Consider the following 22552-nt stretch of genomic DNA (forward strand, 5'->3'; position numbering starts at 1 on the left):
TGATGCACTTGTAGGAATATGTCGAATGAAACGCGAGATTACAAGAGAAGTGTCGCAAGAAATATAAAGGGAATGAAAGCAATTTATAGAATAACTGTTAACGAGGACATTATATATGGAGGAAGTATTTATGAGTTATATAGGAGAGAAAAAAGACTGGTTAAAGAAATACATACATACAAACAGTTTAGAAGGACAAATGACTGCTCTAAACGAGCTACGGGTAAAGAATTCATTTGAACGAAACGAGTTATATGAATTGTTAGATGAATTAGTAGAAGATGAAGTGGTTCAATGGACGAATGAAGAACAGCTTATCTCATTACCCTTACCCAATTGGTATAAAAATCATCTAGAAAACATTAAGATTTGTCGTCAATCGATTTTAACAAGGCGATTTAGTCTTTGAATACAAAAACTATCCAATTAGAGAAAATCTAATGGATAGTTTTTTGTTTAACGATTAATAGTCATTTAATGATTCTACGAAATTTTCAAATCGTTTGTTCTGTTCATTTAATAATTCAATATTTTCCATAAATGTTGCAACTAGCTGAGCCTGATCGGTAGAAGCGCCAGAGATATCGCTTATTTCCTCTTGCATTCTTTTAACAGATTTTTGCACACTAGATAAATTTTCATCAATTTGATTGGCGGCTTTTTTGGTTTCATCAGATAATTTACGTACCTCAGTCGCAACAACTCCAAAACCAGCACCTGCTTGACCCACACGTGCAGCTTCAATAGCTGCATTTAGACCGATTAAGTTAGTTTGTCTTGAGATATCTCCAATAAAATTTGTAATCTCTGACACACTGCCTGACTCATCTACGGTTTTTATGGCGTTTTTCAATAATTGATCGGATGTAGCTGACAGTTGCTCGGAATGAGCAGCAACTTGTTGAATTCCACTTAGAAGATTATCGGAAATAGCTGCCGTTTCGCTCATCAATTCTTGTAGTCGTTTTTTGTTTTTGTGACTGAAGTTTGCAGTTAATATGGCAACAATTGCTCCAGTTTCATCTTTTACCGGAATAAACACGACATCAAATGATACACCAAACATCTCTTCTGGAATCGTTCCGTATGTAATTTCATTATTTTTAATATCTTTAAAATTAGTATGTGGCTCAACAAGTGGATCCCCAGGTTGTTGACCAATTTTTAAGGAATCACTATCATTCCAATGGAGAATTTTTTCATGATCATATACTGATAGGGCTACATCACCTTTAAATAATTGCTTCACAAAAGGCATACTAGCCACTAATCCCTCTACTATCGACATGTCTGGATGTCCCCTCTCTCATCTTCTACTACCGTTATATCGGTTAGCTATCATCTTCTTTTAACAACTTCTTACAAACCACAAAAAAACCTTCCTAGGTTATTGTCTAAGAAGGTGAATCCAATTATAGTTCATTTAAAGAATGAACATATTGTTTAAACTCTTGATTTTGGGTATTTAGTGTTTCTATATTCTTCATAAAATCTGTGACTAACTGAGCTTGGTCGGTTGATGCATCTGTTATATCGCTAATTTCTTGTTGCATTTGTTTAATTGATGTTTGAATTCTTTTCAAGGTTTCATCAATTTGGTTAGCCGCTTTTTTTGTCTCATCAGATAATTTGCGTACTTCTGTTGCGACAACGCCAAATCCAGCTCCTGCCTGACCTACACGTGCGGCTTCGATTGCTGCATTTAGTCCAATTAAATTGGTTTGTCTTGAGATATCTCCAATAAAGTTGGTAATATTCGTTACTTCATTTGATTCATCTACCGTTTTTACTGCGTTTTGTAATAATTGGTCGGATGTTGCTGATAGTTGCTCAGAGTGAGCCGCCACTTGTTGAATGCCACTTAGCAGTTGATCTGAGATTTCCGATGTTTCACTCATCAACTCTTCAATTCGATCTAGCTCTTTACGGCTAATATTTACACTCATTAATGCAACGATCTTATCATGTTCGTCTTTAAATGGAATATTTACGACATCGAAAGCAAATCCATAAACTTCTTTAGGAACTAGTGTATATGTTACATCGTTGTTTACGATATTACTAAAATTCTCAAAGCCTTTTTGAAGTGGATCGCCAACTTTTATATCTAATTTTATCGATTCACTGTCGCTCCAGAACAACGTTTGGTTTGCGTCAAACAAACCAAGTGCTACGTCTCCTTTAAAAGCTTTTTTTAAGAATGGCATATTTTTTTGTAAGCCTTCTACTAAATCCATTACTCCAACTTCCTCTCTATTTAAATAAGCGTATGAAGCATATATCGGAAGACGCAGCTGAAATTTGTAGAAAAAACTCGAATAATATTTAGGTAAATCATGTAAAAACCTCAAAGAAATGATCTCTTTGAGGTTTGTTTTTTAGAGCAACGATTCAATTGCATTAAGCTCATCAGTAGTGAACGATTGATTTTGAAGCGCCACTACATTTTCTTCAATTTGACTCACACGACTAGCACCTATTAATGCAGATGTTAGATGTCCTTCTCTTAAAACCCATGCTAGCGACATTTGTGCTAGTGTTTGACCACGATTTTGCGCGATTTCATTTAACCCAATTAGTCGTTTTACTAACTGTTCATCAACGTTACTTTCAGAAAGAAATTGACTACTGCTAGCAGCGCGAGAATCAGCTGGAACGGACCCGCCTATATATTTGTTTGTCAGTAATCCTTGTGCTAGAGGACAAAATGCAATCGATCCAACTCCAAGGTCGTTTAGTACACCTAATAATTCATCTTCAATGCCACGGTTTAGCATGGAATAACTTGGTTGATGTATCAATAGAGGTGTGCCTAGATCCTTTAAGATACGAGCTGCCTCTTTTGTTTGTTTGGCATCGTAACTAGAGATCCCTACATATAGTGCTTTCCCTTGGCGAACAATTTGATCTAATGCACCCATCGTTTCTTCCAGTGGTGTATTTGGATCAGGACGGTGAGAATAAAAGATATCAACATAATCAAGGTTCATACGTTTTAAACTTTGATCTAGACTTGAAATTAGATTTTTCTTTGAACCCCATTCTCCATAAGGTCCCGGCCACATGTAGTAGCCTGCTTTTGAAGAAATAATCAGTTCATCTCGATATGAGGCAAAATCAGTCTGCATCATTTTGCCAAACATTTGCTCAGCAGAACCAAGCTGGAGGACCATAATTATTAGCGAGATCAAAATGAGTAATACCTAAGTCAAACGCTTTTCTCAACATAGCTCGACCATTTTCATATGGGTCAACCCCACCAAAATTATGCCAAAGACCAAGTGATAATGCTGGAAGCTTTAACCCCGATTGACCACAACGATTATATTTCATCTCTTCGTATCTTTTTTCTTCTGCTATATAACTCAATGTATTTCCCCTCTCTTAGAAAGCGCATTCATAGTTACTGGATTTATCATATCCTATCTACTGCTATAAATCCATTAAGAGTAATGATGGGTTCGATTTATTTTTTTGAAAGATAAATTGAGTGATATGCGTCTTCCAAAGTTGTTAAAAACACTTGCTCACTTAAATATCCTGAATTCAGTGTGAGGGCCATTCCTCGAAGATCAATCTTTTTTACTTGTAGCTGCACACCGTTTGTTCCCGTGACTAGTGTAAAAATAGTGGTCCTTCCCCCTTTAAGCACAAACTGGCAAGTCTCTTCTTTTAATAATTGAAAGAATGCGTCCCATGCCGCATGGATATCTTCTATGTAGTCATCCTTTGACATCAACGTCATAGCACCAATCGTTACTTCTATTGTTCCACCTATATTATCCTCAGATACATTTGAGTCGATCGTAATCATGTCAGCACCTCTTTGTCTTTTTCACAACAAAAAAACCTCTATTCCGAAGAAAAGAGGTTTTTGCTTATATTCTCTCTTATCTCCCAGGCTTACACCTGCTGGAATTAGCACCTTCCACCGTAGTGGGGTTGCTGAAGCTTCATTGGGCCAGTCCCTCTGCTTCTCTTAATAAGTATGTAATTTTAAAATAGTGTACCAAAGAAGAACGGAATGATCAATACTATAAATCTCGTGTTTTATTATGCTCTCTAATGTGTAGGTTCTGGATGTTAAAACTACTGTTGCTATAACCTGAGAAACCATCATAATACTTTGTTATTGTTTTGTTTATTTCGATCTGATGAGTGGCTCTACTCATTAAAGTGATTGCTTCTTCATCCTCCAACTCAAAAAGAAGGCTCACCTCATCTTGCATAAATAGAGGTTCATAGATATTTAACATCAATTCGACATCTTTTGAAGAGTGGTTTTTTAAAACTAGATTACAGTTTACTTCAAGATTATCTTCATCAATTGTGTCAATCTCACAGCTACTTTCGTCTGGATCAAATGATACAGCATCAATTCCATTTGCAAATGTATATTGGTACCCTTTCACTACATTGTGAGGAATCACTGCCATTAATATAATGACAACAATTGAAAGAATCACTTTTCGCTTTGAAAGGGAACGAGCGAATAAATAAATCGTTATCATAAAAAACAGTAAATAGAGTACGTCACTAACAAAATATAGCCTAAACAATAAAATACCATCACCACTTGTGCCTAGACGATATACGTTTGGAAAAGGGATCCTCATAAATATAAAAATAATGAATAGAACAATAGAAATGAAAAATAACCATTTATTTCGGATCATGCATCCACCTCCAATATTTTCATTCTTACCAAGAATATCACAGATGACATTTAGAAGTGACGTAACATTCCAAAAAAACTGCAAAACCAATTAGATTTTACAGTCTTATCAAGTACTTAGTTTATCAAACGAACACTTGTAGCTTTTCTTCCACAGAATTTTCTCTTGGGGTGTTTCTGTAAACATTCAACACATTATCTTATAGCTTTTCCTTTATTCGGTTAAAATGAATTCGCCATTTCTCTGCCAGAGCTTCTACTTTTAAAAGTTGTTCTATGTCAGCCTTATTTTTAATTTGTTGAAAGAAAAGCTTATTTGCATGAAGCACAGATATTTGCTCAGTATCCCTAGATACCAATGTAATAAGCGAATCATGTTCGATTACACCTTCTTTTAATACCTTTGCAAAATAACCCGTATATCCTGTTTCCATTACTCGTTTAAACAAACCTTTTACACTTGTATGACGATCAATTGTGTTACAAGGTACCCTTCCCTGCGTTATTGTGACAACTGCCTCGCCAATTTGATATACATCACCAATACATACATGCTCCTCCAAAAGGCCGCTAACAGTGATATTTTCACCAAATGCAGCGGTAGTGAGTTCCGTGCTAAATTCATGATTCCAAAACGAATAATGTTCGGTTGGATAAAAACAGACGGCACGCTCCGCTCCACCATGATTTTTTAAATCAGCTACTGCATCTCCTTCAAAACCTTCTTCTCGTAACAAAACCTTTTCGATTTTCTTTTTTGTGATTGCCGTATTCATTTGTTTACCCGACGCATAACTCATGATCTCTGGTTCAGCAACAGCTAGATTGGATATAGAAAGATGTCTCATACAAACTCCTTTACACATTGTTTTATTAAGTTTATCAAACTTTTCACTCTAATTGCATCTTAAAATCAAGAAACTATAGACAGATATTGTAATAATGACTAAGATAAAAGTAACATAAAATTCCCATAAGGAGTATGATTAATGAGTAAAAAGAACTCAAAATTGACTGATGAATTCATCCGATCACTTGCCATTTTATTAATAGCTGTTATTGTTTTTTCTGAATCTTACCGAATTCTTGCAATCATCGCTCTTGTTCTAACTTTAGTAGTGCCTACTGCCTATCACTCCATTCGAGATGTATTGGAAACAAAACGCCTACAGAAAAGCGGAATGCCACAGATCGATCAAATGAATGGCTTTCAATTTGAATATTATTTGCAAGCGCTCTTTTTTGGATTAGGTTATAAACCATCCGTAACAAAAAGAAGCTATGATTTTGGTGCAGACTTAATCTTAGATGGTAAAAACCGTATTGTCATTCAAGCAAAGTGTTATGGCGAGAAAAACAAAGTAGGCATTGATGCCGTCCAACAAATTTATGCAGCCAAAACCTATTATAAAGCACAGGAAGCCTGGGTTCTCACCAATCGTAGTTTTTCACCCAGTGCGATAAAATTGGCGGAATGCTGCAACGTAAAACTACTCGATCGAATGGAATTGCAACATTTCATTTTAAAGATTCATCCTGATGGGGCTATAGCTAATTCGCAGGTAGTTCATCATCCTCTTACTCCTGCTCCCTTAACTTCTAGTAAGACTTGTGAAAAATGTGGCTATGCCATGCAAAGACGGATTGGGAAACGTGGCGAATTTTTGGGTGCTCCACTTATCCAAAGTGTCGACATACTGAGTCGATTTTAAAAGCAGAATAATCTTTGTTTACATAATAAAATCATTGAAAACTATTTAAAAAAGGATCGCACGTTTAACGTTGCGATCCTTTCACTTAAAGTACCTTACTTAAAAATGTCTGTGTTCTTTCGTTTTGAGGATGATCAAATATCTCATTTGGACTTCCCTCTTCTACAATGATTCCATCATCCATAAAAAAGACTCGGTCTCCTACTTCTTTAGCAAAACCCATTTCATGAGTCACAACAACCATTGTCATACCTTCCTTCGCCAAATCCTTCATGACTTCTAACACATCACCAACTAGCTCCGGATCTAGTGCAGAAGTTGGTTCATCAAATAACATTATTTTTGGATTCATTGCTAAAGCTCTTGCAATGGCCACGCGCTGCTTTTGCCCACCTGAAAGGCTTGATGGATACTCAGATTCTTTATCAGAAAGACCTACTTTTGCTAGAAGCTGCCTCGCTTTTTCCTGTGCTTCATTTTTGGCTGTTTTACGAATAATATGTGGAGCCATCATGATGTTTTCAAGTACGGTCTTATGAGGAAACAAATTAAAATGTTGAAAGACCATTCCGACATTGGTACGAAGTTCGTTAATATTTGTTGTCGGATCCGTTAAATTTATTCCTTCTATATAAACCTCACCCTCAGTAATATCCTCCAATACATTTAAACATCGTAGAAATGTGCTTTTGCCAGATCCAGAGGGTCCAATGACACACACCACTTCCTTCTCAGCGATAGAAGTAGTAATACCTTTTAACACCTCATTTGCACCAAATGATTTATGTAAATCCTTTATCTCTATCATTGTTGTCATGATCGCTCTAGTCTCCTTTCCACTCTACGCAATAAGAGCGAGATTGGGATGGTTATCATCAAATACATCACACATACGATAAAATAGACATCAAAGTAGTTGACATATGAACTTGCAACCTGTCGTCCCTGGTACATTAATTCCCCAACCGCAATAGCTGAAAGTAATGACGTATCCTTTAAACTAATGACAAACTGATTTCCAAATGGGGGAATCATTAATTTTAATGCTTGTGGCCAGATAATATATCTCATCGTTTGACCAGAATTAAAACCGAGTGAACGGCCGGCTTCCATTTGCCCCTTGTCTACAGATTGAATTCCACCCCTAACAATCTCAGCGATATAAGCACCTGAATTTATGGCAATAATGATGTTAGCCGTTAACATTTTATCAAGATTAAGTCCTAATAGTTGGGGTAGACCAAAATGAAGAAAGAAAATCTGTGCAAGCATCGGTGTTCCTCGTACTAATTCTATGTAGATGGATGCAATGGCATAGATTATTTTGTTTTTAGATGTTCGCATCAGACCAAAAATCGTTCCAATGACACAACCAAGTGATATACCAACTATAGTTATAATGAGTGTATATTTTAAGCCTTCAAGTAGATAAGGCATGGCAACCTGAATGGATTCTAACAATGAACATGTCTCCTTCCTCTAGCAATGACGACTTTTCATATCTTTAAAAAGATAGAAAAGCCGTCTACTTTTTTATTCTGCTTCACCAAACCATTTTTCATATAGCTCATCAAATCTTCCATCTTCTTTTAATGTCGTCATAGCTTCATCAACAACATCTCGAAGCTCTGAATCCTTTGGAAATGCAATACCATAATCTTCCCCTGTTAATCGTTCCCCAACACGGGTAATTTCGCCGTTGGCATCTGATTGACTATAATATTCAACATTTGGAATATCATAAAGAACGGCTTCCACATGCCCTTGAAGCAATGCTTGATAGGCTTCTGTTATTTCTGGATAAGCCTCAATGTCAGCAACTGTATTATCCTCGAGATAGTCTTGACTGGTAGAAGAGGAACGTGTTGAAACCTTAGTTGATTCTGTTAAATCATCAATTGACTCGATCTCATTATTCCCTTCTAATACGGCAAGTGTTAATCCAGCTTCATAATAAGGTTGCGAGAAATCAATATTCTCTGCTCGATCTTCTGTAATCGTAATTCCAGCAATACCCATATCATAACGACTTGTTTCCATACCTGCTAGAATCCCTGAGAACTCCATTTGTTCAAATTCCACTTCAAAATTCGCTTCTTCAGCTATCAGTTCAACTAGCTCAATATCAAAACCAACTAATTCTCCATCTTCAATAAACTCAAACGGCACGTAGCTATTATCCGTTGCAACTGTGTATGTATCTCCTTCATTAAAGGAGCCTGTTGAACTACATCCAACCATTAACCCAAATGATGCTGTAACAACTGTGCCAATCTTCCATTTCGTTTTCATCAAATTCCCCCAAGTCTTATTTTTTTATTTTTTCTAAAAATACAAAGTACATATTGTTCATACCTTAATTCTTCATTATTTAAACATCTTTTTTCTTTTTATTTCATAGTGTCTGAGTATTTCTTCATGCCATATTGACTAAAACTTTAGAAAAGCTTGAGAAATTCCACCCATTTTTTGTGCTATCTTATTAATCATAAAGGAAATATTCGCATATAAATCTTACAAGCTTGTAAGCTAGTTGAAAGAAAAATGAATCCTATTTATTTGAAAAACAAGGTATATTATCAGTACATTCGCATACGATTTGTACACATCAACCATTTGCCTGTCCTTAAAAGGAGTTTATACGATGAAAATTGCACTATTCACTGATACCTATCATCCACAAATTAACGGGGTTGCTACGTCAATTATGATATTAGAAAAATATCTTGTTAAACGAGGCCACGAAGTTTATATTTTTACTTCTTCTGACAGTCATGCTGATTTGCTTCAGGAGAGTGGCAAGGTTTATCGTTTTCGAAGCTTAGGAGCTGTGTTTGTTCCAGAGCGTCGATTAGCCATTGCTGGATTATTACGCGCTTCTCATTTAATGGAAGAGCTAGGGATTGAGCTAATCCATACTCATACTGAATTTTCAATGGGTTTAATGGGGAAACTGTTAGCTAAGAAGTATCATCTACCTTGTATTCATACGTATCACACGATGTATAAGGATTATCTTCATTACATTGCAAAAGGCAAACTAATTCCGCCATCTATGGTCGGAACGTTCTCGCGCTTGTTTTGCAAACGAACATTTGCTGTGATAGCACCTACCGAGAAGGTTAAAAATCAACTTGAGAACTATAATGTAAATGAACAAATACGTACAATCCCTACTGGTATAGATTTTGCCGCATTCAAAAGACGGTTTGATCAAACAGAACGAATCCAACAGATCAAGAAACAACTTGGTCTGCTTGCATCGGATAGAGTGTTACTTAGTGTTGGAAGAATTGCGGCAGAAAAAAATATGCAAGCGTTAATTCTTGCTATGCCTGATCTTCTCAAACAACATCCCAAAACCAAACTTGTTATGGTAGGTGATGGGCCAGCAAAAAAAGAGCTTGTTCAATTAACGAAACAAAATGGGTTATCCGCTCATGTTCTTTTTGTTGGAGCCGTGAAATGGTGCGACATTCCTTTGTATTATCATATGGCCGATTTATTTGTGAGCGCCTCTACCTCAGAAACACAAGGACTTACCTATATTGAAGCGATGGCATCCGGACTTCCAGTTGTTGCGAAGAATGATCCTAGTATTCAAGACTTAGTTATTCATCACAAGACAGGGTTTCTTTTTCAGAAAGATGAAGACCTAAGTCATCGATTAATTCAAACCCTCTTGCATCCAGAGAGTCTGCCTGTTATCAAGCAACAGGCAAAACGTCATATAAACAATTTGTCTGCTGAACATTTTGCTGATCAAATCGAGCGATTGTATGAAGAAGCCATTCATGTTTACAGCACTGATCACCACACACTTAGGTCATTGAATAAGAAAGAGAGACTGTCATGATACGATTAACCATGTTATCTTCTGCAGAAAAAGTCAAAGGTCAAGGTGTTGCTTCAGCTTATCGAGAATTAATTAATTTACTGGCTGTTCAGACTGAAACGTATACAATAGAGATTAATAAATGGGCGGCTGCAGATATTACCCATTATCACACCGTAGATCTACCCTTTTATTTATCCACCTTTTCAAAAAAAGAGGTATTAAGGTTGGGTACGTTCATTTTCTCCCTGAAACGGTAGATGACAGCTTAGATCTGCCAAAATGGGCTCGTGCCTTTTTTTATCGCTATCTCATTTCCTTTTATAAACGAATGGACAAGCTTGTAGTAGTGAATCCTGCTTTTATGCCAAAGCTTGCGGCATATGGGATCCCGTTAGAAAAAATTGAATATATCCCAAACTTTGTTTCAAGCAAAACCTTCTTCCCAATGGATGAAGTATTGAGAAAACAATTAAAGCATCAGCATATGAAAAAGCAGAGTTTTACTGTACTTGGAGCCGGACAGATTCAGCACCGAAAAGGAGTATTAGATTTTATCGAAGTAGCCAAACAGCTTCCCGACGTTCAGTTTGTTTGGGTAGGTGGATTTTCATTTGGTAAATTAACATCTGGTTATAAGGAGTTAAAGCAAATTGTTGATCACCCACCTGATAATGTTTTGTTTACAGGCATCGTAGATCGTGAAAAGATGAACATGTATTTTAATATGGCGGATGTAATGTTCCTGCCTTCTTTCCATGAACTTTTCCCAATGACAATACTCGAAGGCATGAGTAGTGGAAGGCCTATTTTACTCAGAGATCTTGATCTATATGAAGATATCCTTTTTGATTACTACATAAAAGAAACATCCGTAGCTTGTTTTGCCGAACAGATACTGAGGCTAAAAGAGGACACTGCCTACTATCAAATGGCCAAAAAACAAGCTGAACGTGGTGCCTTTCATTATTCAGAGGAACGATTAACAGAGATTTGGCATACGTTTTATCATCAACTTACGCTCAATGGTGAAGGTTTACCTCAATGAAAAAATCTACTCGTAATCACTTGATTAATATCGTGCTCATCATTCTGATAAGCACGGGTTTTATTTTTATTGCCTTTCGTGATGTCGATTGGAATTCCTTTAAATCAGGCCTTATCGGCGTTCAAATTCACTGGATCGTGGCCGGGGCTTGTGCAATGATTGTGTATTGGTTACTAGAGGCACTTGTTTTGCATAGCATGATACGTTCACAATCAAATCATTTCCATTTTGGATCTTCCTTTAAAATATCGATGGTTGGACAACTTTTTAATATCATTACCCCTTCATCAACTGGTGGTCAACCCGCACAACTGTTTATGTTATATAAACGCGGCATGGATATCGGTACGGCCAGTTCTATCTTACTTATCAAATTTATACTATTTCAAACGATACTCGTTCTATTGTTTATCGGTATGTTTGTCTATGGTTATCAAGATCTTGCCATGATTGTTCCAAACATGAAGTATTTTGTTATGATTGGTTTTGCGGTCAATACAGCTGTGATCACCGGTTTACTCTTAATCTGTTTTAGTAAACGAACGGTATTCACCTTGATCCACCTATTATTAGCGCCAATTTCTTTATTCAAAAAAGAGAAAGCCATTCAATGGAAGGCTATACTGAATGACAAAGTCATTAGCTTCCATGCCGAAAGTAGAAAGTTAATACATCACAAAAAATTGTTAGTAACCTGCTCTCTCTATACGGTGATTCAACTACTCGTGTTTTTTTCAATCCCATTCATTGTCTTTTTAAGCCTCGGATACGAAAATATACACCTTGTAACTGGTATGGCTTTTCATGCGTTCATCATGATGTTCTCTTCGGTGATTCCGACACCTGGTGGAAGTGGCGCCGGAGAATATAGTTTCACTCTTTTATTTGGCTCGATGACAAGCCAATCAGACTTATTAGTTGGCTTGTTGCTATGGCGAATCCTTACTGCATACAGCTGTATCATCGTTGGATCGGTTGTTATGCTTTTCAAACAGCTAAAGTGAAAGAACTCCACTCAGAAGGATCCTAAAACGGGATGCTTCTTTTTCTTTGGTCTATCATAGCTCCATTATTCATAGGTATGGAGGAAGTCTGTTTAAAGGAGGCTGCTATGATTCGGATCAACGGCCAGTTCATTCAAGATAGTCAATTGAATGGAATACAAGTTACAGCTAAACAACGACCAGTATTAAATAATATTGCGAGTAACCAAACGGTCTATGACTTCTATACGTTGGATGAATTAGTTTTCGAAGTAACAGTTCGTGCAAATACAACACAGGCTTCTTATGACTTACTTCAAAGTGGCGTTGGATTTGCAGATTTTGAACACTCTACTTGTAATCAAGCATTGTGGACATTAACAAGAGAAGGAGGTTTCCTGCTTAAACCCTCAGTTAGTCCGCAACGAGGAATCGATGATATTTTTAAAAATGGATCGATGTACTCATTTGAATGTGCTGTCGCGATCATCATTATCTTTTACAAAGCTACGCTAGATTCTATTGGAGCTGCCTCTTTTAATCAACTATTTAGAGGACTCTACTTATTCTCGTGGCGTTACGATGAAGATTTACATTTAATTAGTCACTCTGGTTCCGAGTTTTTACCTGGTGACTGTGTCTACTTTAACAATCCCGATTTTAATCCCCTAACTCCTGAATGGCGTGGTGAAAATACGATAGTCATGGATTATGATCTATATTTCGGTCATGGCATTGGAATTGCTCCAGGTGCTGAGATTATTAAGTCACTAAACGAGCAGCGAAGACCAAGAGCCGTACTTTCCGCATATTTAGAGAATAGGATTACCCATCCTGAATATAGGTACCTCCGATGATCATGAAAAAAGGAATCATTCTCCCTTGATATTGGAAGAATGATTCCTCTATTTATTGCTTTACAACTTTATAAGTTCAATAAGATAAACTCGATCATCATCAAGCCAAAACCGGATCTCAGCCTGCCGATCTTGATAGCTTATATATAAATGATTATCGTCGTTTATTTCATCGTGATAATTCGCACCATATTGTTTAACAATCTTGTCTTTATGATCGCCAACTGAAATACCTTGACTTGTTTGTACATCTTTATTTTTTGTCGAGATATAATTGATTTGATTGGTTTCATTTAAGGCGATGACTAACTCGTAATAGGAAAAGGAATTCTTATACTCATTTGTATCAACTGGCAATGGATATAAACTTGAAGGATCAAGCTCGTCTATATCGCTATTCAAATAAACATCCTCTAGATGCTCATTTGTCATATCTCGATTAATCTCCTTAGACTCAACAACAATAGAATGAAGAATGCCCACACCAAGTAGACAGATCATTAAGATACCTAAAACAAACATCCATTTTCTCAATCGTTTCACTCAGCGATTTGTCCTTATTACTAGCATGAAGCAAGAATCTAAAGAAACTCTAAAATCCTTATCAAGATTTTGTGAACAAATAATTGATTGATTGTTTTGATTGGAAGTGTAAACAAATGAAAAATGATATGATTAATATACATAGATGAATAAATGGATGCAGGTGAATCGTATGATTGATTTAAAGACTCAGTTAAAGAAAAAACCAAACCCATCAAGTGAATTAATAGATAAAATGCTTAAACAGGTCGGTTCTACAGACCCAGAATTAAGAGACCAATTAATCTATACTCAATTTTCTAATTGGATAGGTAATCAGCAATTAAATAATGAACAAATAAAACGGCTACTTAATACTTGCTTACAGAATATTAGCTTTCACTTAGGAGAAAAAGAAAACGATTCCATTTTCAAACGATCATTTTCTATATTGCTTTGCACAGAGTGTATTCAACATTATAATGAGTTAAATAAAGTGGAATATGATTACGCATTACAAATGGCGCATATGTATTTAAATGAAGAATTAGATCTTAGAGGGTATGTAGAAGCGAAGGGTTGGGCGCACGGTATTGCTCACTGCGCTGACTTTTTAGTAGCTTTACTATCTAATAGTTATTACCATCAAACAAACATAATCGAAACGCTACATTCAATACAAACATCCCTATTCACTGAAATGGCTTTTGTAGATGATGAGACGGATAGATTAGCTGCACCAGTGAAATTACTTTGCGATAAATTTCCACATCAACAACCTTTAATTAAAACCTGGATCAATTCTCTTCCAGCATTAATAGCTGATTTGCAATCTAAAGACATCTCCAATCAAAATCTCTACTTTTATCGAACACGAACAAATGTTGTTCATTTTTTAAGTAGCCTTTACTTCGAATTATTACAGGCAGAGCATAGAGAAAATGAGGAAATCATACACTCAACTTATGGAGTTATTCAACGTTTAAGAAAAATGTCTTGATCTCCAACTATTAGGGTACATTAATAACTAGTTGAATTTACCATTGGGGGTCTTTAACATGTTTTTAGTGAGCTTTCTCTTTAGTATCCTGGTTCCAACAATAATGCTTCTCATTCAAAAGAAATGGACTATTTTTAAATCTGTTTTTGATATCATTGCTTTGTTGTGCCTTTTGATCTTTATAAGCATTACGGCAAGTGCAATCTATGAGATCCTTGCAGATAACACCGTCTTTATGACAAATATTCACGCTCTCTTTTTGAATGGTTTTTTTCTTGTCTCTGGTGGGTATGTGGTTCTTTACGCGATTTATAAAATTATGTACGGCATTGTAAAAACATGAGATTTTTTGCGCGTAATCGATGGATTTCCGCGCATTTTTCACATTTTTACGCACAGGGTATAATTTTTTGAGCATGACATATTCATTTTTGAGCACCTGAGGAATTTTTGAGCACTGCCCTAGTTTTTTTGAGCAGACTCACACATTTTTCGCGCATGTTTTATTCCTCGTCTTCACTCTCTATATTTTTCTGAAGAGTAAACAACTCAAGTTCGCCATTCTCCAAGTTATCCGCAAGTAAAAATTCTTTATTCTCTACCGTCAAATATATGACGGTTCCTTTTTCTACATAATTTGAGACAAGATGCTTGTTTGGCAAATTATCGGGACTTATTTTTCTTTTCACTTCACCAATTTTTTCACCAACTGTAAACTGTTCATCATATTGATGTTCCTCTGCAGTACCTACATAATAAAACTCACTCTCATTCACATAAAGAATAGATTGATAGGATCCTCCACCAGTTGTTGATTGATTACATCCCATAAGTAAAAGACCAAAGAGCATGATGACCAATAACCATTTCAACTGATTACCCTCCTCTCAATCAAGTCGAGTGTCTTTTATTGTTGTCTACGCTTACACTTGCTATGCTTTTACTATAGACTTTTTCCAACAAGAAAGAAGTGACCGCATGGAATCGTTTAAACTATGGAAAAAATACGGATGGCGCGCGACATTACTGATTATCACTGAATTTTTTCTCACATTTAGTTTCTTTTTATTTGTACCATTTATCTCATTATATGTAACTGGTGAACTTGGTTATTCTCTTGCTTTTGCAGGAATTTTACTTGCCTTAAGACTAGTTGGCCAACAAGGCTTTATGATGTTTGGTGGTTATTTTGGAGACAAATTCGGATACAAACAAATGATGTTTATTGGATTTTTATGCCGAGGCATTGGATTTGCAGGCATTGGACTTGTTGAATCTCACGCACTCCTACTCGTTATGGGTATGATTGGTGGGCTTGGTGGTGCCTTATTTAGTCCAGCACTAAAATCATTGCTAATCTATAATCAACCTAAGAGCTACCATCGTGAATTATTTTCTTACATAAATATGACCGGAAATGCCGGGACCATTCTTGGCCCTTTGTTTGGCCTACTCTTTTCAGTTCAACAATTTCCGACTCTAAGCTTAATATCCGGACTCATGTTTGCGATGATCGGCACAATCTTATTGTTTCTTCCCATTAAACAAGCTGCGGCAGATGAGAATATTTCTTTTCGTTCTGGAATCAAACAGATTATTTTAAACAAACAACTGATCTCAATCATTATCCTAATGATCCCTTTCCACTTTATCCATCAGCAGTTGTTCCTGACCTATCCACTTATCGCAACAAAACTGACAGGGAGCTCAGGCTGGTTATTCACATTAATCACTATCTTAGTTATTATCGGTCAGCTATCCATTACAAAACACACTAAAAAAAGATCTACTACATTTTTATTAACCACAGGATATCTTGTCTTACTGTTAACCTTTGTCCCATTAATTATTTTTGAACACACATCTACACTTATCCTATCGTTAGTAGGGATCGCTCTCTCGATTATGCTGATGCAGCCAACCTTTCATTCCTACATTGTTGGCCAAGCAACTTCTAGTACTCTAGGCATATTCTTAGGATTTTCAAATCTTGCGATGGCGATTGGCGGTGCTTTTGGGAACATATTTGGTGGGAGTTTGTATGAATCGTTTACTGAGCAAAGTCAAGGTAGCTTTTATTGGGTTCTGTTAGCGATGGTTTGTGGCTTAGCTTTCCTATACGGGAGAATAACGATGACCCGCCACAAAACAAAGTTGAGATGACACTTCGGGAAATGCGTCAGAAAAAACGATTAGCGTATTGATTAATCATAGGGAGGCACACTACATGTAAAAAGGGTGTGCCTTTTTTGAAATTATTGCAGGTATCTTGCTTCACTTTGTTACTATTGCTTACACCTTGTGCGGTCGGGAAGCAGAAACATAAGTGATCAATCAATTTGAACAGCCATCCATTTTAGAACGAGCCTTTCTTCGTTCGCTTGGTGAAAGTGTCATTTTAAAAGTGATGGTCTCTCATGGGGACATCCAACTTTATTTTGCTCCAAGAATTGAAAAAATTGTACACAATGACACAGAGGATTTTTATGATATTTCATTACGAGTTATTGGATTTGAAGGTCCACATAACCCTCCATATACGTTGATAAAAATGACAGTTCGCATTCCAGGTAATAACTTTGAAAAGTATAGTGTCTTACATTATAGCCACAGAGTGATCTCCAACGAAGAGCTAGACGAACTAGCAAAATTTGCACCGGATTAAAGAATTATTCCCCTTCCACATGTATAATCTTTTCTCCACCATCGTCATCATAAATCGTTAGTGTGAAACTTTTCATCTTCTCAAGTAATTCTTCAGGAAAGTCTTCTGCAAATGTAACACCATATGTTTGCTCACTTCCAGAGTCAATACTAACAGGTATGAACTCTTTCATGGCGTCTTGGCTAAGATCAAAGTCCCTTCCCTGATACGCTTGGACATCCGGGTCTGAAAAGATCACCTCAAACGAGATTTCAGTTGAAGACCTACCTTGATTTTCAAGAACCAAGTTAAAGTTTTTCACAGGTTCACTCATTGTATAACTCCTGATAAACTCGATATTTTGTGCGTTAGAATTGCAACCTATTAATAGGATAGATAACAGTATGGTTGAAAATAAAAGAGCTACTAAGCTTCTCATTATAACCTCCAAAATATTCCTTATACCTAAATTAGTATTAATGATATGTTCGCAAAATGTTCATAATCATTTTTGTCTAATTATGTCGAATGAGTATGACTATAGTCCAGTTCCATTTATAATGTGTAATTGAAATACATTAGAAAATTAAGGGGATTGAATATTGAATAAAAAATATCTTTTACTATCACTTGGTCTAGTTAGTGTAATGGCGCTTGCCGCTTGTGGCACTGAGGACAATGCTCCAGAAACTTCAAACGCCGAAGAAACATCACAAGAATCTAAAGAGACTGTGGATACTACACAAGCAAACGTAACTGAAGATGATGATGCAGACGATGAAGTATCAGTAGATAATGATTGGGAACACCAAATTGGTGATACAAATGATGATGGCACGATTAAACTTTTGATGAGAAATGATACAACAGATGTGCTTGAAACCGGAACCATGTCCCTCAACCTTCCACAAGTAACGGTAAGCGAAATTATGGAATGGTCTGCTGATTTGGCTGAATACTACGATTTTGAGCCCACAGGTGTCATTCAAATTGATATGGAGGTTTCAAATTCATCAGATGACACCATAAACTATTATATGGATCAAGCAACCATCACAACAAACACCGGAGAGCAACTAGAACCTGACTTACTTTCAAGTGATCATATTGGTGGCGAGTTTATTGGAGCCGTGAACAAAAGCGGATCCGTTCGATACTTGCTAAAAGATTCTAACCCTAACGACGTTGAATGGGTACGCATTATAATTGACGGCCCATATGACGAAAACTTGGATGCAGTTGGAGAAGACATTGACGTTCAAATTGATTTTTAATTTAGAGCCTTCATTGGCTCTTTTTCTATTAATCTTATGTCTTATATTTTTTATACGATTCTATATCTATTTTCAATTGAGCTAAGGAATTTTGCCAAAAGGTTGGTTGTGTTAGATCTATATGAAAGTGTTTTTTGATTAGAAGCTCAAGTGGAATTGTTCCGGTATCACTTAGAAACGATTGAAACTTCAAAGGGAATCTTTCATCTGTTTTTGCCATTTCTAGAAGTCCAGTGCTTAACAAAAAGCCAAATGTATATGGATAATTATAAAAAGGAGTGCTTGCTTGATAGAATTGGACATATTTCATCCACATAAAAGGTTCATACTCCCTTAACGCATAACTATAAGCCTTCTCTTGACTTACTAAAGATAGTTTTTCTATTTTCTCTAGATTAAGAGATCCTATTTTTCTACATTCATAAAAATCATTTTCAAATAAGAATGCTGCTCTGATAGACGTCAAATAGTTTAGACTACGCTTTAGTTTCGACTCCAGTATTGCTGTTTTTAGTGTAATGTCTTTAGTGTGATGAATGAGATGATTGATAAACAAAGTTTCAAAAAATATAGATGAAGTTTCAGCCATTGTCATTTCAAATGTTTCATCTGAAAAAAGTAGCGACGGCTTATTCTTCATTTGACGAAAATGCCAAGCATGACCTAATTCATGTGCAAGTCTTCTAGCACTATCGATACTATTATCATAACTTAATGAGATTCTTGATTCTCTCTTTGATATAAATGGTGCACAAAATCCCCCAGGAGATTTTGACTGTCGTTGTTCAGCATCCACCCACTTTTTTGATATGGCTTCCTTTACGAATTCCACCATATTGCTATCAATATTTTCAAGAGCATCACTCAGTAAGTCAACTGCTTCTTTAAATGTAATCTTGTATGTCACTTCCTCGGAAGAGCTGGTGTATTCATGCCATGAAAGACGTTGTTTATCTAATTCTTTCGCTCTAATAGTTAAATATGTAGTAAAATCCTCTCTGTAATTATCTACTGTTCCCCACATCATGTCTAATGCCTCTTTAGAAATACCATTTACCTTTAATGTTTCATCAAGGTAATCGATTGATTTCATTTTGTAGAGAGTAAGTCTTAAACCAACCATCTGATTATAGATTGAGGCAAATATGTTAGCTTGTAATGCCACACTTTCATTTAATTCCTTAAATATGTTTTCCTTTTCAGGTAATTCTGTATGAGACATAGCTAAACGACTAGCTTCAGCGAAAGATAATTCGGTATGCAAATGATTAAAATAAGCCTTTACCTTTATTTGATCTCGAAGCTGTATGTACATATCTTCAAAACTACTTAATGTTTCTTTTGAAAAACTTGAAATTTCTCTTTCCGCATTGCTTTCATTTATCCCTCCTTTTACTAATTCGGATACAAAACGATTGTTAGTAATATGAGACCAGTTTTCATATTGTTCCTCACTTAAGTTTCTAAGAGACTTTCGTACATCTAATAGAATTTGACGAACTTTAGTCTTAACGGTTGAAATATTTGTATCTAATGAACGTAAACTGGAGGCTTCTACTTCTTCAGTCGTTAAACAATAATAAAAAGATTCTATTGATTCAATTTCTGTGATTATTTCTGATATGATCATCAATTCATGTGATCCAAGTATTTTTGAGTAGCTATCGAACTCAATGGCAACCAATCTTTCTAAAAGATCTTTTATATGTTTCTCTAATCTATTGATGTCCAATCCATAGTAAAGGCTATCCAAATCCCAGCGTATTGGCACATTAATTGTATCCAAAGCCTTCCCCCTCCTTGACTTAGTTTAAACTAGTTTTCCTAGATAAATAAAAGTCTGTTCCTCCTAATCAAATTAACGGTTGGACTATGCTCAGTTCGAAACAATCATCGCTTGAATACTGCTAGATTAGAGTCTGTTCCTCCTAATGTTGCTTGCGGGGTTAGACTATGCAGTTCCCAGCCTTCCTTTGCTTGTTCATTTAATACATCCTGAATGCTTGCTAGCTGCTTCTTAGTAATAACGTTAGTAAGTAAAAGAGTTTTGTATTCCAATAAGTTCACACTCCATCCTATCATTTTATGGGGCAAAATCAGTAACACCAGTCATTAATAAAACAATCCATACAATATATAATAGTGGAAATGATAACGAAAGTAGTAACGATAAAATAGGGACCAATCTCTTTTTTGTTTTGACTATAGAAAATATGGACAGCATTACTCCAATGAATGTAAAGGCAAACATAGAATAGTCACCAGACATATATCCAATCATAACAATTCAAAAAATGTAAAAGTGAAAACGAAACACAAGATACTCATTGCTAAAGCTGTATAGACTAAGAGATTTTCTCTTTTTTTAGTATTCATCCTTCCTCCTTCCTTATTATGGGATTGTCATTAGTCTAACATATATGTTCATATTTTTTAAACACGCATAAAACTTAAATCATCTCCAATATATTGTTATGGATTTCTAAATGATTTCTAAATTATTTATATAATTGAACCAACTTACCTAATTTAACTGTATGATTACGATCGATACAGGTTTTATGCCCGGTAACCCTGAATCTTCAAATTTGGATGACTCCAGTATATATTTTAGTATTAACTGCATTGACATTAATGACCATAATAAAAACAAAAAACAAAGGTTGAGATTAACCTTTGTTTTTTCTTGTTTAATTTGACGTTGCTAGTCATTCGTTCAACTATATTTTTAGTGCGTAATTATTACTTCACAGTTTTATGGAAAGTCGTGCGTAATAATGCGATCAAAATGACAGCTGATAACACGATGTTAATGACAAATAATACACGTATATTTAAAAACTCTGCCCATAAGCCTCCAACGATAATTCCTAGTGGCATCGTCATTTGTGCGAGTGTTGCTACAGATCCTGAAACACGTCCCAACATATGATTAGGCGTATTCTCTTGGCGAACAGCAAGATATATCACATTTGAAACGCTTGTTGAGAAAGTAAACAATGCCATAGCAATGGCAATCATCCACCAAGAGGTAGCAAAAGCAAGAATGCTAAATGCAATCACATCAAAAATGTTTGTATATGTATAGATTTTCCCTCTAGGAAAAAGTGTTGTTAGCTTTTTAACAATAAGCGCTCCAATAAGACCGCCCGCGGAACCAATGCTTATATAAAAACCCACTTGTGCTTCTGTTGCTTGGAGCTCATCCAAAGCAAAAAAGTGTAAAACACCCATCATCAAACTAAAGCCAAAGTTCTGAAAAAAGATTACATACGTTGTAACTCTGAGAAGCGGATTATTAAAGAGTTCATGGAACCCTTCTTTGGCCTCTTTCCAAAATGAGCCATTCTCGCTATTTTCTAGTCCCTCTACTTTTAGCGACGGCAGCAAAATCGCGCATAAAAGGGCTAGTGTGATAAAAACAAGCTGTACAGCCGTAGTTCAGCAAAACTAAAAGCAGCCAGTGTTAAACCAGCAAACATAGGTCCGATAAGACGCACCATGTTTGTAACGATACCAAGTCTTGCATTAGCCTCTGTTAACTGGTCTTTTTGCACAGTTTGTGGCAATGCAGCATGGGTTGCACTAGTATGTATGAGACCGGAAGTAGCAAAGAAAAAACCAACAAAATATAAGCTCCAAAGCTGTACGCTTTCAGAAAATAGTAGAACGGTTAAAATTGCGATTGTTATCCATTGCAGCGCCGCAGCAGAAACGAGCAATTTTTTACGATTGATTCGATCTACAAAAATACCTGCAGCAATTCCTAAAAGACCACTTACTAAAAACTCCATTAAGCGCATGGTACTTATTAGAAAGGCACTTTGTGTTAATTCATACATTAATAAAGGCATCATCACAATGTACATGTAAAGACCTAAATTGCTAGTTGTATCACTACCTAATAAAAATAAAAAAGGTCGATTCCTCCATAGTGAACGCGCTGGATCTTTTGAAAACGTAGGTTTCGGATTCTCCAAACAGACTCCTCCTATAATATAA

24 protein-coding genes, 3 pseudogenes and 1 riboswitch are annotated in these 22552 nt (G+C 36.0%); of the genes and pseudogenes, 11 read left to right on the forward strand and 16 right to left on the reverse strand.

Going from position 1 to position 22552, the window contains the following annotated elements; all coding sequences use genetic code 11:
* Positions 1-130 precede the first annotated feature (130 nt).
* Complete coding sequence (locus NDM98_RS02820) at positions 131-409, forward strand: hypothetical protein (protein WP_251604438.1); 279 nt, start codon at positions 131-133, stop codon at positions 407-409.
* A 54-nt stretch (positions 410-463) separates the two neighbouring features.
* Here the strand turns inward: NDM98_RS02820 and NDM98_RS02825 are convergent, their stop codons facing one another.
* The 6 genes and pseudogenes from NDM98_RS02825 to NDM98_RS02850 all read right to left on the reverse strand — a co-directional run bounded on the left by NDM98_RS02825 (position 464) and on the right by NDM98_RS02850 (position 5523).
* Complete coding sequence (locus NDM98_RS02825; RefSeq protein WP_251604442.1) at positions 464-1288, reverse strand: methyl-accepting chemotaxis protein; 825 nt, start codon at positions 1286-1288, stop codon at positions 464-466.
* A gap of 124 nt (positions 1289-1412) precedes the next feature.
* On the reverse strand, positions 1413-2237 hold the full coding sequence (locus tag NDM98_RS23395; protein WP_285803872.1) for a methyl-accepting chemotaxis protein: 825 nt from the start codon (positions 2235-2237) through the stop codon (positions 1413-1415).
* Positions 2238-2378: 141 nt separating this feature from the next.
* Positions 2379-3369: pseudogene (gene mgrA / locus NDM98_RS02835) on the reverse strand (L-glyceraldehyde 3-phosphate reductase).
* A 97-nt stretch (positions 3370-3466) separates the two neighbouring features.
* Positions 3467-3814 (reverse strand): hypothetical protein, encoded by a 348-nt coding sequence (locus NDM98_RS02840; protein ID WP_251604443.1) that lies wholly within the window; start codon positions 3812-3814, stop codon positions 3467-3469.
* A 73-nt stretch (positions 3815-3887) separates the two neighbouring features.
* Positions 3888-3989: riboswitch (SAM riboswitch) on the reverse strand.
* A 45-nt stretch (positions 3990-4034) separates the two neighbouring features.
* The gene (locus NDM98_RS02845; RefSeq protein WP_251604444.1) at positions 4035-4676 is read right to left on the reverse strand and encodes a hypothetical protein; all 642 of its coding nucleotides are present in this window, start codon (positions 4674-4676) and stop codon (positions 4035-4037) included.
* Between the two features lie 199 nt (positions 4677-4875).
* Entirely contained in the window at positions 4876-5523 is a 648-nt protein-coding gene (locus tag NDM98_RS02850) for an MOSC domain-containing protein (protein ID WP_251604445.1), read from the reverse strand.
* 192 nt (positions 5524-5715) lie between these two features.
* On the opposite strand from NDM98_RS02850, the pseudogene NDM98_RS02855 reads away from it, so the two are divergent.
* Positions 5716-6398 (forward strand): annotated as a pseudogene (locus NDM98_RS02855) (restriction endonuclease).
* A gap of 74 nt (positions 6399-6472) precedes the next feature.
* Here NDM98_RS02855 and NDM98_RS02860 read toward each other — a convergent pair.
* The 3 genes from NDM98_RS02860 to NDM98_RS02870 form a co-directional block, all read right to left on the reverse strand.
* Positions 6473-7195 carry an amino acid ABC transporter ATP-binding protein gene (locus NDM98_RS02860; protein WP_251608897.1) on the reverse strand — a complete coding sequence of 241 codons (723 nt, stop codon included), beginning with the start codon at positions 7193-7195 and terminating at the stop codon, positions 6473-6475.
* A 5-nt stretch (positions 7196-7200) separates the two neighbouring features.
* Positions 7201-7824 carry an amino acid ABC transporter permease gene (locus NDM98_RS02865; RefSeq protein ID WP_251608900.1) on the reverse strand — a complete coding sequence of 208 codons (624 nt, stop codon included), beginning with the start codon at positions 7822-7824 and terminating at the stop codon, positions 7201-7203.
* Positions 7825-7920: 96 nt separating this feature from the next.
* Positions 7921-8679 carry a transporter substrate-binding domain-containing protein gene (locus tag NDM98_RS02870; RefSeq protein ID WP_251604447.1) on the reverse strand — a complete coding sequence of 253 codons (759 nt, stop codon included), beginning with the start codon at positions 8677-8679 and terminating at the stop codon, positions 7921-7923.
* Between the two features lie 352 nt (positions 8680-9031).
* Here NDM98_RS02870 and NDM98_RS02875 point away from each other — a divergent pair, with 352 nt between their 5' ends.
* The 4 genes and pseudogenes from NDM98_RS02875 (at position 9032) to NDM98_RS02890 (ending at position 13110) form a co-directional block, all read left to right on the forward strand.
* A complete protein-coding gene (locus NDM98_RS02875; protein WP_251604448.1) occupies positions 9032-10243 on the forward strand; it encodes a glycosyltransferase family 4 protein in 1212 nt (403 codons plus the stop codon).
* Positions 10240-11270: pseudogene (locus NDM98_RS02880) on the forward strand (glycosyltransferase family 4 protein). Before NDM98_RS02875 ends, NDM98_RS02880 begins: the two are co-directional and overlap by 4 nt.
* On the forward strand, positions 11267-12274 hold the full coding sequence (locus NDM98_RS02885; RefSeq protein WP_251604449.1) for a lysylphosphatidylglycerol synthase transmembrane domain-containing protein: 1008 nt from the start codon (positions 11267-11269) through the stop codon (positions 12272-12274). The pseudogene NDM98_RS02880 and the gene NDM98_RS02885 overlap by 4 nt, the downstream one beginning before the upstream one ends.
* A 107-nt stretch (positions 12275-12381) precedes the next feature.
* Complete coding sequence (locus NDM98_RS02890) at positions 12382-13110, forward strand: protein-glutamine gamma-glutamyltransferase (RefSeq protein WP_251604452.1); 729 nt, start codon at positions 12382-12384, stop codon at positions 13108-13110.
* A gap of 60 nt (positions 13111-13170) precedes the next feature.
* On the opposite strand, the gene NDM98_RS02895 is transcribed toward NDM98_RS02890, so the two are convergent.
* Positions 13171-13653, reverse strand: coding sequence for a hypothetical protein (locus tag NDM98_RS02895; protein WP_251604454.1), 483 nt, complete (start codon positions 13651-13653; stop codon positions 13171-13173).
* Between the two features lie 145 nt (positions 13654-13798).
* Between NDM98_RS02895 and NDM98_RS02900 the strand changes: the two genes are divergently transcribed.
* Entirely contained in the window at positions 13799-14632 is an 834-nt protein-coding gene (locus NDM98_RS02900; protein WP_251604456.1) for a DUF2785 domain-containing protein, read from the forward strand.
* 58 nt (positions 14633-14690) lie between these two features.
* Positions 14691-14975 (forward strand): transposase, encoded by a 285-nt coding sequence (locus NDM98_RS02905; RefSeq protein WP_251604457.1) that lies wholly within the window; start codon positions 14691-14693, stop codon positions 14973-14975.
* Between the two features lie 160 nt (positions 14976-15135).
* Here NDM98_RS02905 and NDM98_RS02910 read toward each other — a convergent pair whose 3' ends face one another.
* Positions 15136-15504, reverse strand: coding sequence for a hypothetical protein (locus tag NDM98_RS02910; protein WP_251604459.1), 369 nt, complete (start codon positions 15502-15504; stop codon positions 15136-15138).
* Between the two features lie 106 nt (positions 15505-15610).
* On the opposite strand from NDM98_RS02910, the gene NDM98_RS02915 reads away from it, so the two are divergent.
* Both NDM98_RS02915 and NDM98_RS02920 read left to right on the forward strand, forming a co-directional pair.
* Entirely contained in the window at positions 15611-16795 is a 1185-nt protein-coding gene (locus NDM98_RS02915) for an MFS transporter (RefSeq protein ID WP_251604461.1), read from the forward strand.
* A 163-nt stretch (positions 16796-16958) separates the two neighbouring features.
* Positions 16959-17297 (forward strand): hypothetical protein, encoded by a 339-nt coding sequence (locus NDM98_RS02920; protein ID WP_251604463.1) that lies wholly within the window; start codon positions 16959-16961, stop codon positions 17295-17297.
* Positions 17298-17301: 4 nt separating this feature from the next.
* On the opposite strand, the gene NDM98_RS02925 is transcribed toward NDM98_RS02920, so the two are convergent.
* Positions 17302-17610, reverse strand: a complete 309-nt coding sequence (locus NDM98_RS02925) for a hypothetical protein (RefSeq protein WP_251604466.1) — start codon at positions 17608-17610, stop codon at positions 17302-17304.
* Between the two features lie 268 nt (positions 17611-17878).
* Between NDM98_RS02925 and NDM98_RS02930 the strand changes: the two genes are divergently transcribed.
* Positions 17879-18550, forward strand: coding sequence for a hypothetical protein (locus tag NDM98_RS02930; RefSeq protein WP_251604469.1), 672 nt, complete (start codon positions 17879-17881; stop codon positions 18548-18550).
* Positions 18551-18584: 34 nt separating this feature from the next.
* Here the strand turns inward: NDM98_RS02930 and NDM98_RS02935 are convergent, their stop codons facing one another.
* From NDM98_RS02935 to NDM98_RS02950, 4 genes are all read right to left on the reverse strand, one after another.
* Positions 18585-20336 carry a gluzincin family metallopeptidase gene (locus tag NDM98_RS02935; protein ID WP_251604472.1) on the reverse strand — a complete coding sequence of 584 codons (1752 nt, stop codon included), beginning with the start codon at positions 20334-20336 and terminating at the stop codon, positions 18585-18587.
* A gap of 104 nt (positions 20337-20440) precedes the next feature.
* On the reverse strand, positions 20441-20608 hold the full coding sequence (locus NDM98_RS02940; RefSeq protein ID WP_251604474.1) for a DUF4177 domain-containing protein: 168 nt from the start codon (positions 20606-20608) through the stop codon (positions 20441-20443).
* A 684-nt stretch (positions 20609-21292) separates the two neighbouring features.
* Entirely contained in the window at positions 21293-21940 is a 648-nt protein-coding gene (locus tag NDM98_RS02945) for an MFS transporter (RefSeq protein WP_251604476.1), read from the reverse strand.
* 17 nt (positions 21941-21957) lie between these two features.
* On the reverse strand, positions 21958-22530 hold the full coding sequence (locus NDM98_RS02950) for an MFS transporter (protein ID WP_251604478.1): 573 nt from the start codon (positions 22528-22530) through the stop codon (positions 21958-21960).
* Positions 22531-22552: the final 22 nt, after the last annotated feature.

The organism is Alkalicoccobacillus plakortidis (genome assembly GCF_023703085.1).
In the GTDB taxonomy this organism is placed as follows: Bacteria; Bacillota; Bacilli; order Bacillales; family Bacillaceae_D; genus Alkalicoccobacillus; species Alkalicoccobacillus plakortidis.

What these genes read in the sequence shown, in the direction of transcription:
- NDM98_RS02900 (WP_251604456.1), top strand. Translation starts at nt 13,799, where the DNA reads ATGAATAAATGGATGCAGGTGAATCGTATGATTGATTTAAAGACTCAG.
- NDM98_RS02875 (WP_251604448.1), top strand. Translation starts at nt 9,032, where the DNA reads ATGAAAATTGCACTATTCACTGATACCTATCATCCACAAATTAACGGG.
- NDM98_RS02860 (WP_251608897.1), bottom strand. Translation starts at nt 7,195, where the DNA reads ATGATAGAGATAAAGGATTTACATAAATCATTTGGTGCAAATGAGGTG.
- NDM98_RS02905 (WP_251604457.1), top strand. Translation starts at nt 14,691, where the DNA reads ATGTTTTTAGTGAGCTTTCTCTTTAGTATCCTGGTTCCAACAATAATG.
- NDM98_RS02820 (WP_251604438.1), top strand. Translation starts at nt 131, where the DNA reads ATGAGTTATATAGGAGAGAAAAAAGACTGGTTAAAGAAATACATACAT.
- NDM98_RS02840 (WP_251604443.1), bottom strand. Translation starts at nt 3,814, where the DNA reads ATGATTACGATCGACTCAAATGTATCTGAGGATAATATAGGTGGAACA.
- NDM98_RS02850 (WP_251604445.1), bottom strand. Translation starts at nt 5,523, where the DNA reads ATGAGACATCTTTCTATATCCAATCTAGCTGTTGCTGAACCAGAGATC.
- NDM98_RS02825 (WP_251604442.1), bottom strand. Translation starts at nt 1,288, where the DNA reads ATGTCGATAGTAGAGGGATTAGTGGCTAGTATGCCTTTTGTGAAGCAA.
- NDM98_RS02890 (WP_251604452.1), top strand. Translation starts at nt 12,382, where the DNA reads ATGATTCGGATCAACGGCCAGTTCATTCAAGATAGTCAATTGAATGGA.
- NDM98_RS02870 (WP_251604447.1), bottom strand. Translation starts at nt 8,679, where the DNA reads ATGAAAACGAAATGGAAGATTGGCACAGTTGTTACAGCATCATTTGGG.
- NDM98_RS02885 (WP_251604449.1), top strand. Translation starts at nt 11,267, where the DNA reads ATGAAAAAATCTACTCGTAATCACTTGATTAATATCGTGCTCATCATT.
- NDM98_RS02865 (WP_251608900.1), bottom strand. Translation starts at nt 7,824, where the DNA reads ATGCCTTATCTACTTGAAGGCTTAAAATATACACTCATTATAACTATA.
- NDM98_RS02925 (WP_251604466.1), bottom strand. Translation starts at nt 17,610, where the DNA reads ATGAGTGAACCTGTGAAAAACTTTAACTTGGTTCTTGAAAATCAAGGT.
- NDM98_RS02845 (WP_251604444.1), bottom strand. Translation starts at nt 4,676, where the DNA reads ATGATCCGAAATAAATGGTTATTTTTCATTTCTATTGTTCTATTCATT.
- NDM98_RS02915 (WP_251604461.1), top strand. Translation starts at nt 15,611, where the DNA reads ATGGAATCGTTTAAACTATGGAAAAAATACGGATGGCGCGCGACATTA.
- NDM98_RS23395 (WP_285803872.1), bottom strand. Translation starts at nt 2,237, where the DNA reads ATGGATTTAGTAGAAGGCTTACAAAAAAATATGCCATTCTTAAAAAAA.